The following is a 14,535-nucleotide window of genomic DNA, read 5'->3' on the forward strand; positions in this document are numbered from 1 at the left end:
GACCACCCGGGACGGAGTGACCACCATGTCGACACCCACAGCCCTGATCACCGGCGGCACCAGCGGGATCGGTAAGGCCGCCGCCGAGGCCCTGCACGGCCGCGGATACCGCGTCGCGGTCACCGGGCAACGCCCGGAAAGCGTTGCCCGGGCGCGGGAGGAGCTGCCTGAGGACGTTCTCGTCCTGCGGGCCGACGCGCGCTCGCTCGCCGACACGGACCAGGTCATCGCCGAAGTCGGTGCCCGGTTCGGGAGCCTGACCACGCTGTTCCTGAACGCGGGCGTCAGCCTTCCGATGACGCTGGAGAACTACGACGAAGCCGCGTACGACGAGGTGTTCGCCGTCAACACCAAGGGCCAGTTCTTCACGCTGGCCAAGGCGTTGCCGCTGCTGACCGACGGCGCTTCCGTCATCGTCACCGTCGGCATCGGCGCCACCCGCAGCCTCACCGGCAACAGCGTCGCGGCCGGGTCGCACGGCGCGATGCTGGCCATGCTCCCGACCCTCGCCCTCGAGCTCGCCCCGCGCCGCATCCGGATCAACGCGGTGAGCCCGGGGTTCACCGACACCCCGATGACGCGCACCGCGCTCGGCACGCAGACCGGCGACGTCGCGGGGACGATGACGGCGATGGCGGAGCAGAACCCGTTCGGCCGCCTCGCCCGCCCCGAGGACATCGCCGGGACCGTGGCATTCCTGGCTTCGGACGAGTCCGCCTACGTGACCGGTCAGGAAATCGTCGTGTCGGGCGGCGCCGGGCTGGCCATCTGACCGCGGCCGACGGGGCCCGGGACGACCGGCCGCCGCGACCGCGGCAGCCCCTCGACCACCAGCTGGTAGGAGTCGAGCACGAGCTCCTCGACCAGCTCCTCGTCGACGGTGCCGCCGCCCGTCAGGGTGATCCAGTGCTTCTTATCCATGTGATAGCCGGGAGTGATGTCCGCGTGCTGCTCGCGCAGGGCCGCGGCGTGGTCCGGGTCGGCCTTCAGGACCACGACCGGGTGACCCGGCAGGTCGGTCATGAGCAGGAAGACCTTCCCGCGCACCTTCCAGAGGTCCCAGTCGGGGTCGGACCGCCGCTCGAGGTCGGCGTCCGGGAGACCCGCGGCGCGGTCACCGGCGATCCGCTGCACCTGCTGTCCGTCCATGTGCTCGGCTCCTTCGGGGTGGACCTGAGTGGACTAAGTAGTCCATAGTAGCTGCAACCGGACAACAGCACGAAGGGAAGTGGACCGGATGAAGGCGATCGTGGTGACGGACGAGGCCGCGGGCCGGGCGGGGATGACGCTGGCGGAGCGTCCCGATCCGGACGTGGCGAAGCTGGCCGACCTCTCCGGGGCGAACTACGGTGACGTGGTCGTCGAGGTCCACGCGTCGGGGTTCACCTGGGACGAGCTGTCGTGGCCCTCGACCTGGGTCGACCGCCGCGGCCACGACCGGACGCCGTCGATCCCCGGGCACGAGGTGGCCGGCGTGGTTTCCGCGCTGAGCTACGGCGCCGCCGGGCTGTCGGTCGGCCAGCGGGTGTTCGGCCTGACGGACTGGACTCGCGACGGAACACTGGCGGAGTACGCGGTCGTCGAGGCGCGCAACCTGGCGCCGCTGCCCGGCGACGTCGACTTCACCACGGGTGCGGGCGTGGTCATGTCCGGCCTCACCGCGTGGCAGGGCCTGTTCGTGCACGGCCGCCTGGAGGCGGGACAACGTGTCCTCGTGCACGGCGCGGCCGGCGCCGTCGGCTCGATGGCGACGCAGCTCGCGCGCGAGGCGGGCGCCTACGTCATCGGCACCGGGCGCGCGGCCGACGCGCACACCGCGCGGGATTTCGGGGCGAACGAGTACGTCGACCTGGAGAACGACGAGCTGGCCGACGTCGGCGGCGTGGACCTGGTGTTCGACGTGTTCGGCGGCGACCTCGGGGCACGCTCGGCGCGCCTGGTCCGGGCCGGCGGAACGCTGGTCACGATCGCCGGCCCGCCCGAGGTCCGGCCCGCCGAAGGCCGCACGATCGACTTCGTGGTCGAGGCCGACCGGACGCAGCTGGGTGAGATCGTGCGGCGGGTCCGCGACGGGCGGGTGCGGACCAACATCGGCACCATCGCGGCCCTGGACGACGCCGTCGCCGCCTTCAACCCGGCCGGGCGCAAGAAGGGGAAGACGATCATCCGCGTCCGCCCGTAGCCGGGTCAGGACAGGAATTCGTGGGCCACGAGGTGGGCGCGGATGTTGCGCCGGGCGTCGAACATCGCCTTGTAGATGGCGTTGCGGTTGGTGTCCAGTTTCGCCGCGAGGGCGTCCATCGGGATGTTGTCGATGGCCAGCGCGACGAAGACGGTCCGCTGGCGCTCGGTCAGCGCGTTCTCGATGGCGTCACCGAGGGCGGCCCGCAGCTCGTTGGCCTCCACCTGCCGCAACGGTTCGTCGCCGGCGGCGGCCGGGGCCCGGTCGGTCTCGCCGCCGTCGGGGAACACGCGGTGGTCGCGCCAGAAGTGCCTGCCGACCTTCGTCGACACCTCGAGGATGACGAACTTGAACGCCCAGGTCTTGAACTGCGCGTCGCCGCGGAACTCGCCGATCTTGCGGGTGATCCGCATGAGCGCGTCGGCGGCGGCCTGGTGGGCCAGGTCCTCGAGCTTCCGGGCCGGTCAGCCGCAGGGCCGGCGACCTGCGGACGGTCTCTCCCCGCGCGATCTTGAAGAGCATCGCGTACAGCCGGCGGCAGGCGGCTTCGAAGGTCGGGCTGCCCGGGCTGAGTTCCCGGACCCAGTTCGCGGATTCGGGGTCGAAGCTCCGCCCGTCGACCAGGACGCGACCGTCCACTTCCGAGGTGGTCATGCGAACCGGGGTTTCGGCTCGGTGCCGGTGGTGCGTCTCGACCGGACGTGGAACACACCTGACGTCATGCCGCCTCCCCTCTCCACGATCGATCTTCGGCACCCGCTCGAATCAGCCGGGCAAGCGCCTGGGGCCACTGCCATTTTTAGCAAAACAGGACTAAAAAGTCCAGATTATGGCGCCGGTCTCACCACCGCGGCGATGGCGCCCGAGACGAACATGGCGGCGGCGCAGACCACGCACACCAGCCGGTAACCGGGCAGGAACTCCCCCGCCTGCGTATAGGAATCACCGGTGAGCCCCACCAGCGGGGGAAGACCCGCGACCCACACCAGGCCGGCGGTGCGCGCCACGGTGTTGTTGACCGCGGACGCGACGCCGACGTGGCCGCCCGGCAGGGAGGACAGGGCGACGGACGTCAACGGCGCCACCATCGTCGCGGTCCCGAGGCCGAAGACGCACTCGAGCGGGATCGCGACGCTCCAGAACCCGGTCTCCGGCCCCACTCGCAAGGCCAGCAGCGCCGCCGTGCCGCACAGCACGGGGCCGATGGTCAGCTGCGGTCCGGGCCCGATCCGGGCCGCGAGCCTGCCGCTGAGCCTCGACAGCGCGAGGCTGAGGACGGTGACCGGCACCATGGTGCCGCCCGCCTCGACGGGGCTGTACCCGGCGACCGTCTCGAGCGCGATCGTGAACATCAGGGAGAACACGGCGAACGCGCCGTAGATGACGAACGTGATCGCGGTGATGGCGACGAACGGCCTCGACCCCAGTGCCGCCGCGGGCAGCATCGGCGCCGGCGTTCGCCGTTCGTACCAGGCGAAGCCGGCCCCGCGCCGACGGCGACGACCGCGCTCCCCCAGCCCCACGGCCGCGTGGGGTCGGCAGGCAGCACGGTCAACGCGTACGTCGCCGCCGCGAGGGCCGCGAACGCCAGCGCCGAACCACCCCAGTCCATTCCGGACGAACCTTCGTCGCGGGTCTCCGGGAGGTGGCGCAGGCTCACCACCAGCACGACGACGGCGACGGGCACGTTGATCAGGAAGATCCAGCGCCACGACCCGAGCGACAACAGCCACCCGCCGGCGAACGGCGCGAGCACCCCGGCGATCCCGGCGAAGCCGGACCAGGTGCCGATCGCCACCGGGCGGTCGCCGGGCGCGATCGTCGACTGCAGGATGGCCATGCTCGCGGGCGCCATCAGCGCACCGCCGACGCCCTGCAGGATTCGCGCCCCGACCAGGGTTCGCACGTCGGGAACGGCCGAGCACAGCACCGAGGCGAGGGTGAAAACCGCGACACCGGCGAGAAAGATCCGCCTGCGCCCGTACCGGTCCCCCAGCCCGCCGGCGAGCAGGATCAGGGAGGCGAGGCTGAGCGTGTACCCGGTCACGGTCCACTGCAGCGACGCGAAGCTCGCGCCCAGGTCCCGGCCGATGTCGGGAAGGGCGACGGTCACGACGCTCGCGTCGATGCCCGCGATGCTGGCGCCGAGGACCGTCGCGACCAGAACCCGGCGGCCCTGCCGGGAGCGGATCGGAAAGCCCGCCGGTCGCGACAGGACAGCTTCCGAACCGGTCACGCTGAGCCCCCTCCACGTGCTGGCCGTTACGGCCGGGGCACCACCCGATCGAGGTCGGCGACTTCGGCCGCCGTCAGCCGGATGTCGGCCGCGGCCACGTTCTCCGCCAGGTGCCGGACGCTGAGCGTGCCGGGGGTGGGCAGCATCGCCGGCGAGCGGTTCAAGAGCCAGGCCAGCGCGATCTGGGCGGGCGAGACACCGCGCCGCCGGGCCGTCCCGGCCACCGGGCCGTCCACAGTGGCCAGTGCGCCGGTCGCCAGCGGCAGCCACGGGATGAACCCGATGCCCGCCGACTCCGCGTAGTCCACGAGCGGATCGGCCGCGCGGTTGACGAGGTTGTACTCGGCCTGGACCGTCGCGATGTCGGCGTGTTCACCGGCTTCCCGCAGCTCCGCCAGCGTCACCTCGGCCAGCCCGATCCGCCCGATCTTCCCCTCGCGCTGCAGCTCGGTGAGCAGGCCGAGCTGGTCGGCGATCGGCGCGTGCGGGCTGAACCCGTGCAGCTGGAACAGCGGGATGCGGTCGAGCTTCAGGTACCACAGCCGCGTCTCGATCTGCTTCCGCAGGAACGAAGGCCGCGGCAACGGCTCCCACTCCCCTTGGGGCGTCCGGAGCAGCCCGCCCTTGATCATCAGCAGCAGATCGTCGGGAAACGGGCTCAGCGACTGGGCGATCAGCTCTTCGTAGTCGAACGGCCCGGACGACTCGGCGACGTCGATGAGGTTCACCCCGAGGTCGACGGCCTCCCGGAGGACACGCTTGGCCTCGGCGGCGTCTTCGGGATGGCTCCAGACGCCGGACTCGCTCATCTGAGCGGTCCCGAGCCCGAGCCGGGTGATTTCGTGTCCGCCGATCGAGTAGGTACCGCATCGGTCGGGAAGGGTTCCGGGCATGGTCGTTTCTCTTTCGGCGTGCGTCGGTCAGGTTGCGGTGGGTTCTTCCGGCGGCGCCAGGCCGCCCGGCACGTCGAGGTCGTACCGGCGCAGGCGGAACACGTCGAGCCTCGTGCCGTAGTACTTGCCGGTCTGCCCGACCCAGTCCATGCCCATCCGCCGAGCGGCGGCCGCGCCACGCCGGTTCGCCGGACGCGCGACGGCGAAGATCTCGTCCACACCGGCCTCGAACGCGTAGTGGGCGACCGCGTCGCCGGCTTCACCGGCGTAACCGCGGCCCCACCGGTCCCGGGCGATCTGGACGCCGACCTCGAGGTCGATGTCGTCGGGCGGCAACGGCAGCAGCGAGACCGCGCCCACCACGCGCCCGCCGGTGCGTTCGGCGACCTTCCACCGGCCGACCGGCGGCTCGGCGGCCGGGCCCCAACTGTCGAGCAGCCGCCGCATGGCGGCCAGGTCCGGCACCCGGTCCATGGCCGGTGCCAGCCACCGGGCCACTTCCCCGTCACCGAAGATGCTCAAGGCCGCTTCGGCGTCGGCGGTGGTCCACGGGGTCAGGTGGAGGCGAGCGGTCCGGATCGAGGGTCCGTCGATTTCGACCGCGTGCGATGCCCGGGGCAACTCCGCACCCCTCAACGTTCGCGTGGCGCGCGGTCGGGCACCGTGGCCCGCCCGGGGAACCGGTCGTCGACCAGGTCCTTGTATTCGGGGTGGTCGGCGATGTAGTCCGCGACGAAGGTGCAGTAGTTGGTCAGCTTCTGGTCCCGGCTGCGCACATCGTCCAGTGCGTGCTTCACGAGCCGGGACGCGATGCCCCGGCCCCGGTACCCGGGTTCGACGATCGTGTGGCTCAACGTCACCCGCTGCCCACCGCGCGGGACGTGGTAGACGATCATGCCGACGACCTGCCCGTCGACCACGGCTTCGTACGATCCCGTGTCGCCGTTGCGGCGGACGTCCATCTCGGCGGTCATTTCACTTCTCCTGAGGTCTTCTTCCGGCATTGCGGCCGAAGGGCACGGTGAGGTGCCAGGTCGAATCTTCGAGCGGCGAACTCGGCACTTCGAACGTCGTGGTCCACTCGCTCCCGACGGCGCCCCCTTCGGAGAAGGTCAACGTCAGGGTGCAGGACCCGGTCCGCGGCACACCGCGGCCGGCGAGGTGGAGCACGTCCGGGATCATGCTCAGCAGGACCCCGTTGACGTGGAGTTCGTGGCGGCCGTCCGCCGCGCTCCCGCCCGGCCGGTGGGTCGTGGCGAGCATGATCTCGGTTTCGCCCAGCACCTGCGCGCTGATCGAGAGTTCCCACGGTGCCAGGTGGTCGCCGCCGTCGGTGGTCAGGACGGCCGACGACAGCTTCAGGGCCCCGGCGGACCTCGCCGCGAAACCCGGCTGCTCAGTCACGTGGTGGCCCTTCTCGCGACCGCTCGGCGCGGCTTCGTTCTCCGGCGCTCATCATGCCCCGAAGAGAACTATTTAGTCCAGTCTGTGTCGCGAAACGACGGCTATTGTCGGTCAGATCACGACAAGAACCGGACTGGAAGGTCCACCTAAAACTCGATCACGACTGCGGCCGCACCGCCGAGCGGAGGGCCGGGAAGCTGACGCGGCCCCGGTAGACGCGGCCGTCGACGAACAGCGCGGGAGTGCCGCGGACGCCCAGCTCGGCCCCGGAGGTGTAGTCGGCCACGACGGCGGGCCGGAACCGCTGCACGGCGGTGCCGGTGACCTCGCCCGCCCCGATCCGCGCCGCGTAGGCCCGCAGGTGGACGTCCGTCAGCTCCATCTGGTGGGTGAGCAGCAAGTCGTGCATCTCCCAGAACAGCTCCCCCGACGCCTCGGCGGCCAGCGCCGCGGTGAGCGCGTACGGGTGGATCGTGAAGATCGGGAAGTGCCGGAACACCAAGCGGATCGAGCCGTCCGAGCCGTCGACCAGCTTGCGCAGCTCGGGTGCCGCCGCCGCGCAGTACGGGCATTCGAAGTCCCCGTACTCCACCACGGTCACCGAAGCCGACGGATTGCCGTACACGTGGCGGTCGAGATCGACCTCGTTCGGTGTCGTCACAGGCGATCCCTCCACGGCACGACGGGTCCAATCGGGACAGTGCTCGTCCGACGGTACCCGTTGCCCGTCAGGCATACTCGGCCTGTGAAGCCCGACTCGAGCCGGTTCACCGAAGGTCTCCTCCCCCAGCTGCCGGCCATGGCCCGCCGCGTGAACACCCCGCTGCCGTACGTGACAGCCGGGTTGCGCCGGTTCCTGCTCACCGAAGCCGGCAGCGCCGTCCTGCTCCTCGCCGCCACGGTGGTGGCGCTCGTGTGGGCGAACGCGGCGGGGGCGAGCTACGACGCCTTCTGGGGTGTCCAGGCGGGCGTGGAGGCCGGCGGCGCGCACTTCACGCTGGATCTGCGCGGCTGGGTGAACGACGTGGCCATGGTCGTGTTCTTCGCCGTAGTGGGCTTGGAGATCAGCCGTGAGGTGTCCGTCGGCGAGCTCCACGACCTGCGCTCGATCGTCGTCCCGGCCTGCGGCGCGCTCGGCGGGCTGGCCATGCCCGCGATCATCTACTTCGCCTTCGCCGGTTCCGGCCCGGCCGCCGCGGGCTGGGGCATCCCGATGTCGAGCGACACCGCGTTCCTGATCGGCGTGCTGGCGCTGTTCGGGCCCCGCTGCCCCGACCAGCTGCGGCTCTTCCTGCTCACGCTCGCGATCGGCGACGACATCGGGGCGATCGCGGTGATGGCCGTGTTCTACACGCACCACGTGTCCGTCGCGGCGCTCGCCGCGGCGGCGGGGCTGGTCCTGGCGCTGCTCGCCCTGCGGGTGCTGGGCGTGTGGCGGCTGACGCCGTACCTGGTCGTCGGCGCCGGGCTGTGGGTGGCGGTCGACGCGTCCGGCGTCCACCCGACCCTGGCCGGCGTGCTGATCGGCCTGCTCGTGCCGGCGGGCGAGGTCGACCGGCACGCCCGCGAGCGCCTCCGTCTCTACGGGCGGGCGGTGATCGAGCGCGCGGACTCGACGCGGGTGCGGCTCGCCACCACCGCGATGAAAGCGACGCTTTCGGCGAACGAGCGTCTGCAGGCGATCCTGCACCCGATCAGCGCCTTCGCGATCATCCCCGCGTTCGGCCTGGCCAACGCCGGGGTGCACCTCGACGGTGCCGCCTTGCGGTCGGCGATGTCCTCCCCCGTCACCCTCGGCGTCGCCGTCGGCCTGGTCGCCGGCAACACCCTCGGCATCTCCCTGGGCGCGGGGATCGCGCTCCGGACCGGGATCGCGACCCTGCCCGGCCGCGTCCGCTACAGCCACCTCGTCGGCGGCGCGATGCTGGCCGGAATCGGTTTCACGATCGCGTTGTTCATCACCGATCTCGCGTTCGCCGACCCCGCGCTGCAGCAGCAGGCCAAGGTCGGCGTCCTCGGTGGGTCCCTCTGCGCGGCGGTACTGGGGTCCGTTGTCCTGCGGTTCCTCGGCGAGCGCCTCCCGCTGTGCTCCTTCGACGAGCAGTTCGCGCTCCCGGCGCTGCCCGAAGGCCCGTGGCTGGATCCCAGCTTGGCCTAGCGCCCGCATCGAAATCGGCCGGAGCCGTTCGGCGACCGCGGCCCGGCTCGTCAAAGGTCTTGAATGAGTCATTCAGGTCTTCGGAGGTCCTGAATGACTCATTCAAGACGTCGGCGCGGGACCCCGGCTGGCCATGCCGGACACCGGCGCCGACTTCGCTACGGGCACTGGCGGCATCGTGAGCAGCCATTATCGTTGACCCGTGAGCGACCGAGCGGCGCAGCGCCGACCCCGGACGGCGGGCCTCGACCTGCACCTGGGGCGGCTCGACGGGAACGTGCGGGCCAGCCTCACCGACGCGGTCCGCGACGCGATCCGCGCCGGCCGGCTCGCGCCCGGGACCAGGATGCCGTCGAGCCGCGCCTTGGCCGCCGACCTCCAGGTCGCCCGCAACACGGTGGTCCGGGTCTACTCCGAACTCATCAACGAGGGCTGGCTCACCGGGCTGCAGGGGTCCGGCACGAAGGTTTCGGACCGGGTGGCCGAATTCGTCGAGGACCAACCGCGGCCCGCCGACACCCGCTCGCGGCCGGGGCACGATCTGCGGCCCGGGCATCCGGACCTGTCGTCGTTCCCCCGCGACGAGTGGATCCGCGCGGTCAAGAAGTCGATCGGCGCCGTGCCGTTCGAGGCGTTCGGTTACACGGATCCCCACGGCCGGGGCGAACTCCGCGACACGCTCGCCCGGTACCTCACGCGGGCCCGCGGGCTGCGCGCGCACGCCGGCAACGTCGTCGTGTGCAGTGGTGCCGCGGAGGGCGTGCGGCTCGTCGCGGCCGCGCTCGCGGCGGCCGGGGTGACGCGGGTGGCGGTCGAGGAGTTCGGCCTGCCGACCCAGCACCGCACGTTGGCCGACGCCGGGCTCGAAACCGTGCCCCTGGCCGTCGACGCAGACGGCGTCGACCCGTCCGTGCTGGACGGATTACCGGCGGTCGGTGCCGTTCTCCTCACCCCTTCGCACCAGTTCCCGCTGGGTGTCGCGCTGCGCTACGACCGGCGGGCGGCGATCGTCGAGTGGGCTCGCCGGCGCGGCGCGCTGATCGTCGAAGACGACTACGACGGCGAGTTCCGCTACGACCGGTCGCCGGTCGGCGCGTTGCAGGGCCTCGACCGCGATCACGTGCTGTACCTGGGCACCGCGAGCAAGTCGCTCGCGCCGGGCCTGCGCCTCGGCTGGCTCGTGGTGCCGGACCGGCTCGTCGACGCGATCGTCGCCCAGAAGGGGGAAACCGAGGAAACCGTCGGGTTCGTGAACCAGCTGGCGATGACCGAGTTCGTGGAGTCGGGCGCCTACGACCGGCACATCCGGGCGATGCGCGCGCAGTACCGCCGCCGGCGCCGGCACCTGGTCGAAACGCTCGCCCGGCAGGCGCCGGACGTGCGGGTGGCGGGAACGGCCGCCGGTTTGCACGTGCTGCTCGAACAGCCCGGGCGCTCGGGCAGCGAACTCGTGCGCCGGATCGCCGCCGAGCAGCTGACGGTCGAACCCCTGGACTTCTTCCGGCACCCCGGCGCCGCCTCGGACCGCGACGGCGCGGTGATCGGGTTCGCGGCACCGTCGCCGAGCGGGTGGTCGGGCGTGCTCGAATCGCTGGTTCGCGCGCTCGCGTGAGCCGAGTGGTCCCCGCTCGCGCGTCCCAAGTGGACCCAGGTGCGGGGCCGGACCGGAGCTAGCCTCGCGGACAGGCCGGCGAACGCCCGCGGCCACCCGTTGCCCGCTCACCACGAGGACTCAGCATGAAAGCGATCATCGTCAAGGACCCCGCCGCCGGGGTCGAAGGGTTGACCCTCACCGACCGCCCGGCCCCGCACGCCGCGGAGAACGACGTCATCGTGCGGGTGCACGCGGCCGGCTTCACCCCCGGCGAGCTGGAGTGGCCGGGCACCTGGACCGACCGGGCGGGCCGCGACCGGACCCCGAGCGTGCCCGGGCACGAGCTGTCGGGGGTCGTGACCGAGCTCGGCTACGGCACGACCGGGCTCACGGTCGGGCAGCGCGTGTTCGGGCTCGCGGACTGGACCCGCGACGGCTCGCTCGCCGAGTTCACCGCCGTCGAGGCGCGCAACCTCGCGCCGCTGCCGTCCGACGTCGACCACGCCGTGGGCGCCGCGTTGCCGATCTCCGGGCTGACGGCGTGGCAGGCGTTGTTCGACCACGGCCGCCTCCAGGCGGGCCAGACGGTCCTGATCCACGGCGCGGCGGGCGGCGTCGGCTCGATCGCGGTGCAGCTGGCGAAGCGAGCGGGTGCGACGGTGGTCGGCACGGGCCGCGCCCACCACCGCGAGGTCGCCCTCGACCTGGGTGCGGACGCGTTCGTCGACCTGGAGAACGAGAAGCTGGAGGACGTCGGCGAAGTCGACGTGGTCCTCGACGTGTTCGGCGAGGAGATCGGCGTGCGGTCGGCGGGCCTGGTGCGCGCGGGTGGCACGCTGGTCACCATCGCAGCCCCACCGGAGTTCGAGCCGCGGTACGGGCGGTCGGTGTTCTTCGTGGTGGAACCGGACCGGGCTCGCTTGGCCCAGCTGGTGGCGCTCGTGCGCGAAGGCAGTCTGCGTGTGCTGGTCGGGTCGCGCCATTCGCTGTCCGAGGCACCGAAGGCGTTCAGCACCGGACGGCAAGGCGGCGGGAAGCCGATCGTGGTGGTCGACGAGTCCTAGGCACCGCGGCCATGCCGGCGCAGCAGGGCGGTCGCGAGGGTCGCCCTGACCCGTTCGTGCTGCGCCGGCTCGGCGGCCGGGTGGCCGGGCGCCGGGACCCCGGCTGGCAGGTCGCCCACCACCGCGGACAACCCGGCCAGCCGTGCCGGTCGGTTCCGCCGCATCCGGTCAGGCGGTGCGCTTCATCGGTGCCAAGGCACGCCGGTCCGCTTCTTCCGCGGCCGCCGTGTGCCGTCGGGCCGCCGCTTCGTCGCCCGCCGCGCTCGCCGACTGGGCCGCCGCTCGCTCGTGGTGGGCCTCCGCCCGGCGGATCGCCGCGAACGACTCCTCCACCAGCCGCGTCCACTGTGGAGTGTGACGCGGGTACTGCCGGGCTTCGCCACGGGATTCGGCGGCCGCCGCCAGTTCCTGGTACGCCATCGCGTGGCACGAGGCCACTTCCGCGAGCACGCGCTGGGTCTTGGCCCGGTACAGACCATCGGCTTCGGTGCCGGTCTCCAGTTCGACCGCCAGGCAGCGGTGCGCCGCCGCGGCTTCCCAGACCCGTTCCGCGTCCAGACGCAGCCGGCGGACCTCCGGGAGCACCCAGGTCTCGGCGGTCTCCGGCACCGCTACGTCCGTCGTCATGGCGTGGTCACCTTCCTTCTTCCTCGCTCGGGTTCACCCTGACACGGAACGAAGGGGTTTCATCTGACGACTGCCTTACGATCGCGGCCGCAGCCCGACCAGGGGCAGCTGCCGCGCCATCCGGCGGCGGGCGAGATCGCTGCCGTCGTAGCGCCACCCCAGCAGCTTGCCCAGCGCGAACCGCACCACCGGCCCGGCCAGGCGGTTGCGGTGTTCGTACCCGGCGATGACCGCGACCGCCTCGTCTTCGCCGAGAACGCGGTGTTCGGCCGGGAACCGGCGCCTGCCGACGACCACCTCGACCGGCGGCCGGGCCTGGATGTTGCGGAACCAGTCCGCGCCCGCGCCGAGCCCGGCCACGACGACGTATTCCTCGCCGTGCACGCCGACGACTTCGAGCACCGTGCGGTACTCCCGCCCGGACCGCCGCCCGAGGTGGGTCAGGCACAGGAAGCGACGGCCGAGCAGCCACCCGAAACCCTTGTCGTACAACCGGACCGGCGCGCGGAAGACGAACCTCGCGACCCGGTTCACCGCGCCGCCCCGGCTCCGGCGCGGCGGAGGTTCGTGACCACCGCGGTCGACTTGCCCGCCAGCACCGCGGCGACGTAGCGGTCCAGGACCGGCAAGCGGGCCAGCCGCAGAGCCGCCCGCCGGATCCACAACTGCGGCGGGTTCGCGGGCAGGAACCAGCGGGCGCTCCGGCGGGCCACTCGCTGTTTCTCTTCGACCACCGGCCGCATCAGCCGCTCGTAAGCGGTGAACGCCTCCCCCGACGACGCCGCCCGGACCAACTGCTCGCCGAGCACGAAGGCGCCGGCGATGCCGAGGGACGCGCCTTGCCCGGCGATCAGCGAAACCGCGCAACACGCGTCACCGGCGAGCACGACCCGGCCGCGGCTCCAGGCGGGCATGTCGACCTGGACGACCTCGTCGTAGTACACGGACTCGCCCGGCGGGCACAGCCGCAACACGCGCGGCACGAGCCAGCCCAGCGAGCCGTACTCCGCCCGCAACGCCGCCCGGGGGTCTTCGGGCAGCCGCGGGTCCGCGGTGCGGTGGACGGCGAAGACCGCCACCCGGCCGTCGCGCAGCCCGTACAGGCCCAGCTGGCGGCCGATGCTGTCGGTGAGGCAGAACCGGTCACCGACCGCCGCCTGGATCTCGGGGTCGGCGAACACGAAGGCCGCCGTGTGGAACCCGAGGTAGCGCACGTAATTCTCGTCTCCGCCGAACACCAGCCGCCGGACGGCGGAGTGGATGCCATCGGCGCCCACGAGCACGTCCGCCTCGACCACCTGATCCCCGGCGGTCACCCGGACCCGGTCGCCGAGGTCGTCGACCGCCGTCACCCCGGCGCCGAATCGCAAGTCCACAGTGGACGGCAGGTGCTCGCGCAGCGCCCGCTCGAGGTCGGGACGCATGATGCTGCACAGCCGGTCCCGCATCGTGCGGGCGAAGGTGGTGTACCGGATCGCCGCGCGACGGCGGCCCCGCCCGTCGAGCAGGCTCGCCTCGTCCACCCGGTAGGCCAGCTCCCGGATCCGGGGCAGCACGCCCAGCTCTTCGGCCGCGTCGAACCCCGCCCCGAAGAAGTCGATCATGTACCCCTGTGCGCGCGGTGCCTTCGCCCGCTCCACCACGACGACCTCGACGCCGTCTCGCGCCAGCTTGTTCGCCAGCGCCAGGCCGGTGATCCCGGCCCCGCACACCACGACTTTCACCGTTCCGCTTCCTTTCGCCTCGACACGAGCCGCCGCAGGACGCCGGCCACTCCGGCCGATGTGGCGCCGGGAGCCACCGCGCGGTGCATGAGCACCCCGTCGATCGCGGCGCCGAGCACGGCCGCCGTGCCGTCGGGATCCGCGACGTCGAATCGCCGCAGACGCTCGCCGATCTCGCGCCACAGGCCCTCGAGGACAGCCGCGATGCCGGCCCGCAGCGCCTCGTCCCGGGTCGCGGCCAGATAGCCCTCGACGAACAGCAGCGACAGGGGATCCGTGCCGGTGTACTGCTCCACCGCCGCCACCAGCGCGTCGACGACTTCCTCCGCGGTTCCCGCCGCCGCGAGCACGGGGCCGACCTCGGCCGACACCGCCCGCATCGCCCCCAGCACCGCTTCCCGCAGCACGGCCTGCACCGACGCGAAGTGGTAGTGCACCACGCTCGGCGTGACCCCGGCCCGCTCGGCCAGCACCCGGGTGCTCACCGCCGTCCACCCGCGTTCCGGGATCAGCTCGACCGCGGCGGCGAGCAGCCGTCGCCGGACACCTTCACCCCGGGCAGCGGACGGAGACCGCATCACACCTCCATCAGGGCGATCGCCCTGAACGTTCGTCCTGAACTCGTGCGGTCAGGCTAGCACAACTATTGCTAT

The 14,535-nt window shown here is 72.2% G+C and carries 19 protein-coding genes; 5 read left to right on the forward strand and 14 right to left on the reverse strand.

Annotated features, from left to right (window positions below; translation table 11 throughout):
* Positions 1-25 precede the first annotated feature (25 nt).
* Positions 26-772: an SDR family oxidoreductase gene (locus QP939_RS47235; RefSeq protein WP_285453432.1), complete on the forward strand. Its 747-nt coding sequence runs from the start codon at positions 26-28 to the stop codon at positions 770-772.
* On the opposite strand, the gene QP939_RS47240 is transcribed toward QP939_RS47235, so the two are convergent.
* Positions 730-1,149, reverse strand: coding sequence for an MmcQ/YjbR family DNA-binding protein (locus QP939_RS47240; RefSeq protein WP_285453433.1), 420 nt, complete (start codon positions 1,147-1,149; stop codon positions 730-732). The genes QP939_RS47235 and QP939_RS47240 overlap by 43 nt on opposite strands.
* An 88-nt stretch (positions 1,150-1,237) precedes the next feature.
* On the opposite strand from QP939_RS47240, the gene QP939_RS47245 reads away from it, so the two are divergent.
* The gene (locus tag QP939_RS47245; protein ID WP_285453434.1) at positions 1,238-2,182 is read left to right on the forward strand and encodes an NADP-dependent oxidoreductase; all 945 of its coding nucleotides are present in this window, start codon (positions 1,238-1,240) and stop codon (positions 2,180-2,182) included.
* Between the two features lie 5 nt (positions 2,183-2,187).
* Here QP939_RS47245 and QP939_RS47250 read toward each other — a convergent pair whose 3' ends face one another.
* From QP939_RS47250 to QP939_RS47285, 8 genes are all read right to left on the reverse strand, one after another.
* Positions 2,188-2,625 carry an RNA polymerase sigma factor gene (locus QP939_RS47250; RefSeq protein ID WP_285460002.1) on the reverse strand — a complete coding sequence of 146 codons (438 nt, stop codon included), beginning with the start codon at positions 2,623-2,625 and terminating at the stop codon, positions 2,188-2,190.
* Between the two features lie 384 nt (positions 2,626-3,009).
* Positions 3,010-3,627 (reverse strand): MFS transporter, encoded by a 618-nt coding sequence (locus QP939_RS47255; RefSeq protein WP_285453435.1) that lies wholly within the window; start codon positions 3,625-3,627, stop codon positions 3,010-3,012.
* Positions 3,534-4,418 carry an MFS transporter gene (locus tag QP939_RS47260; RefSeq protein ID WP_285453437.1) on the reverse strand — a complete coding sequence of 295 codons (885 nt, stop codon included), beginning with the start codon at positions 4,416-4,418 and terminating at the stop codon, positions 3,534-3,536. Before QP939_RS47260 ends, QP939_RS47255 begins: the two co-directional genes overlap by 94 nt.
* Positions 4,419-4,444: 26 nt before the next feature.
* On the reverse strand, positions 4,445-5,311 hold the full coding sequence (locus QP939_RS47265) for an aldo/keto reductase (protein ID WP_285453439.1): 867 nt from the start codon (positions 5,309-5,311) through the stop codon (positions 4,445-4,447).
* A 27-nt stretch (positions 5,312-5,338) separates the two neighbouring features.
* A complete protein-coding gene (locus tag QP939_RS47270) occupies positions 5,339-5,932 on the reverse strand; it encodes a GNAT family N-acetyltransferase (RefSeq protein WP_285453441.1) in 594 nt (197 codons plus the stop codon).
* A gap of 11 nt (positions 5,933-5,943) precedes the next feature.
* Positions 5,944-6,285 carry a GNAT family N-acetyltransferase gene (locus QP939_RS47275; protein ID WP_285453443.1) on the reverse strand — a complete coding sequence of 114 codons (342 nt, stop codon included), beginning with the start codon at positions 6,283-6,285 and terminating at the stop codon, positions 5,944-5,946.
* A 1-nt stretch (position 6,286) separates the two neighbouring features.
* Positions 6,287-6,715: a hypothetical protein gene (locus tag QP939_RS47280; RefSeq protein ID WP_285453444.1), complete on the reverse strand. Its 429-nt coding sequence runs from the start codon at positions 6,713-6,715 to the stop codon at positions 6,287-6,289.
* A gap of 157 nt (positions 6,716-6,872) precedes the next feature.
* Positions 6,873-7,376 carry a DsbA family protein gene (locus tag QP939_RS47285; protein ID WP_285453445.1) on the reverse strand — a complete coding sequence of 168 codons (504 nt, stop codon included), beginning with the start codon at positions 7,374-7,376 and terminating at the stop codon, positions 6,873-6,875.
* Positions 7,377-7,460: 84 nt separating this feature from the next.
* On the opposite strand from QP939_RS47285, the gene nhaA reads away from it, so the two are divergent.
* The 3 genes from nhaA (at position 7,461) to QP939_RS47300 (ending at position 11,531) form a co-directional block, all read left to right on the forward strand.
* Positions 7,461-8,873: a Na+/H+ antiporter NhaA gene (gene nhaA / locus QP939_RS47290; RefSeq protein WP_285453446.1), complete on the forward strand. Its 1,413-nt coding sequence runs from the start codon at positions 7,461-7,463 to the stop codon at positions 8,871-8,873.
* Between the two features lie 202 nt (positions 8,874-9,075).
* Positions 9,076-10,485: a MocR-like pyridoxine biosynthesis transcription factor PdxR gene (gene pdxR / locus QP939_RS47295; protein WP_285453447.1), complete on the forward strand. Its 1,410-nt coding sequence runs from the start codon at positions 9,076-9,078 to the stop codon at positions 10,483-10,485.
* A 125-nt stretch (positions 10,486-10,610) separates the two neighbouring features.
* Positions 10,611-11,531 carry an NADP-dependent oxidoreductase gene (locus QP939_RS47300; protein ID WP_285453448.1) on the forward strand — a complete coding sequence of 307 codons (921 nt, stop codon included), beginning with the start codon at positions 10,611-10,613 and terminating at the stop codon, positions 11,529-11,531.
* Here the strand turns inward: QP939_RS47300 and QP939_RS47305 are convergent.
* From QP939_RS47305 to QP939_RS47325, 5 genes are all read right to left on the reverse strand, one after another.
* Positions 11,528-11,695 carry a hypothetical protein gene (locus QP939_RS47305; RefSeq protein WP_285453449.1) on the reverse strand — a complete coding sequence of 56 codons (168 nt, stop codon included), beginning with the start codon at positions 11,693-11,695 and terminating at the stop codon, positions 11,528-11,530. The two genes, QP939_RS47300 and QP939_RS47305, sit on opposite strands and share 4 nt — an antisense overlap.
* Positions 11,696-11,699: 4 nt before the next feature.
* Positions 11,700-12,158: a hypothetical protein gene (locus QP939_RS47310; RefSeq protein ID WP_285453450.1), complete on the reverse strand. Its 459-nt coding sequence runs from the start codon at positions 12,156-12,158 to the stop codon at positions 11,700-11,702.
* Between the two features lie 75 nt (positions 12,159-12,233).
* A complete protein-coding gene (locus tag QP939_RS47315; RefSeq protein ID WP_285453451.1) occupies positions 12,234-12,692 on the reverse strand; it encodes a nitroreductase family deazaflavin-dependent oxidoreductase in 459 nt (152 codons plus the stop codon).
* Positions 12,689-13,882: an FAD-dependent monooxygenase gene (locus QP939_RS47320; protein ID WP_285453452.1), complete on the reverse strand. Its 1,194-nt coding sequence runs from the start codon at positions 13,880-13,882 to the stop codon at positions 12,689-12,691. The genes QP939_RS47315 and QP939_RS47320 overlap by 4 nt, the downstream gene beginning before the upstream one ends.
* Positions 13,879-14,460, reverse strand: coding sequence for a TetR/AcrR family transcriptional regulator (locus tag QP939_RS47325; protein ID WP_285453453.1), 582 nt, complete (start codon positions 14,458-14,460; stop codon positions 13,879-13,881). The genes QP939_RS47320 and QP939_RS47325 overlap by 4 nt, the downstream gene beginning before the upstream one ends.
* Positions 14,461-14,535: the final 75 nt, after the last annotated feature.

It is taken from the genome of Amycolatopsis nalaikhensis, assembly GCF_030264295.1.
Classification (GTDB): Bacteria; Actinomycetota; Actinomycetes; order Mycobacteriales; family Pseudonocardiaceae; genus Amycolatopsis; species Amycolatopsis nalaikhensis.

What these genes read in the sequence shown, in the direction of transcription:
- QP939_RS47310 (WP_285453450.1), bottom strand. Translation starts at nt 12,158, where the DNA reads ATGACGACGGACGTAGCGGTGCCGGAGACCGCCGAGACCTGGGTGCTC.
- QP939_RS47305 (WP_285453449.1), bottom strand. Translation starts at nt 11,695, where the DNA reads ATGCGGCGGAACCGACCGGCACGGCTGGCCGGGTTGTCCGCGGTGGTG.
- QP939_RS47275 (WP_285453443.1), bottom strand. Translation starts at nt 6,285, where the DNA reads ATGACCGCCGAGATGGACGTCCGCCGCAACGGCGACACGGGATCGTAC.
- QP939_RS47255 (WP_285453435.1), bottom strand. Translation starts at nt 3,627, where the DNA reads ATGCTGCCCGCGGCGGCACTGGGGTCGAGGCCGTTCGTCGCCATCACC.
- QP939_RS47265 (WP_285453439.1), bottom strand. Translation starts at nt 5,311, where the DNA reads ATGCCCGGAACCCTTCCCGACCGATGCGGTACCTACTCGATCGGCGGA.
- QP939_RS47240 (WP_285453433.1), bottom strand. Translation starts at nt 1,149, where the DNA reads ATGGACGGACAGCAGGTGCAGCGGATCGCCGGTGACCGCGCCGCGGGT.
- QP939_RS47325 (WP_285453453.1), bottom strand. Translation starts at nt 14,460, where the DNA reads ATGCGGTCTCCGTCCGCTGCCCGGGGTGAAGGTGTCCGGCGACGGCTG.
- QP939_RS47245 (WP_285453434.1), top strand. Translation starts at nt 1,238, where the DNA reads ATGAAGGCGATCGTGGTGACGGACGAGGCCGCGGGCCGGGCGGGGATG.
- QP939_RS47300 (WP_285453448.1), top strand. Translation starts at nt 10,611, where the DNA reads ATGAAAGCGATCATCGTCAAGGACCCCGCCGCCGGGGTCGAAGGGTTG.
- QP939_RS47235 (WP_285453432.1), top strand. Translation starts at nt 26, where the DNA reads ATGTCGACACCCACAGCCCTGATCACCGGCGGCACCAGCGGGATCGGT.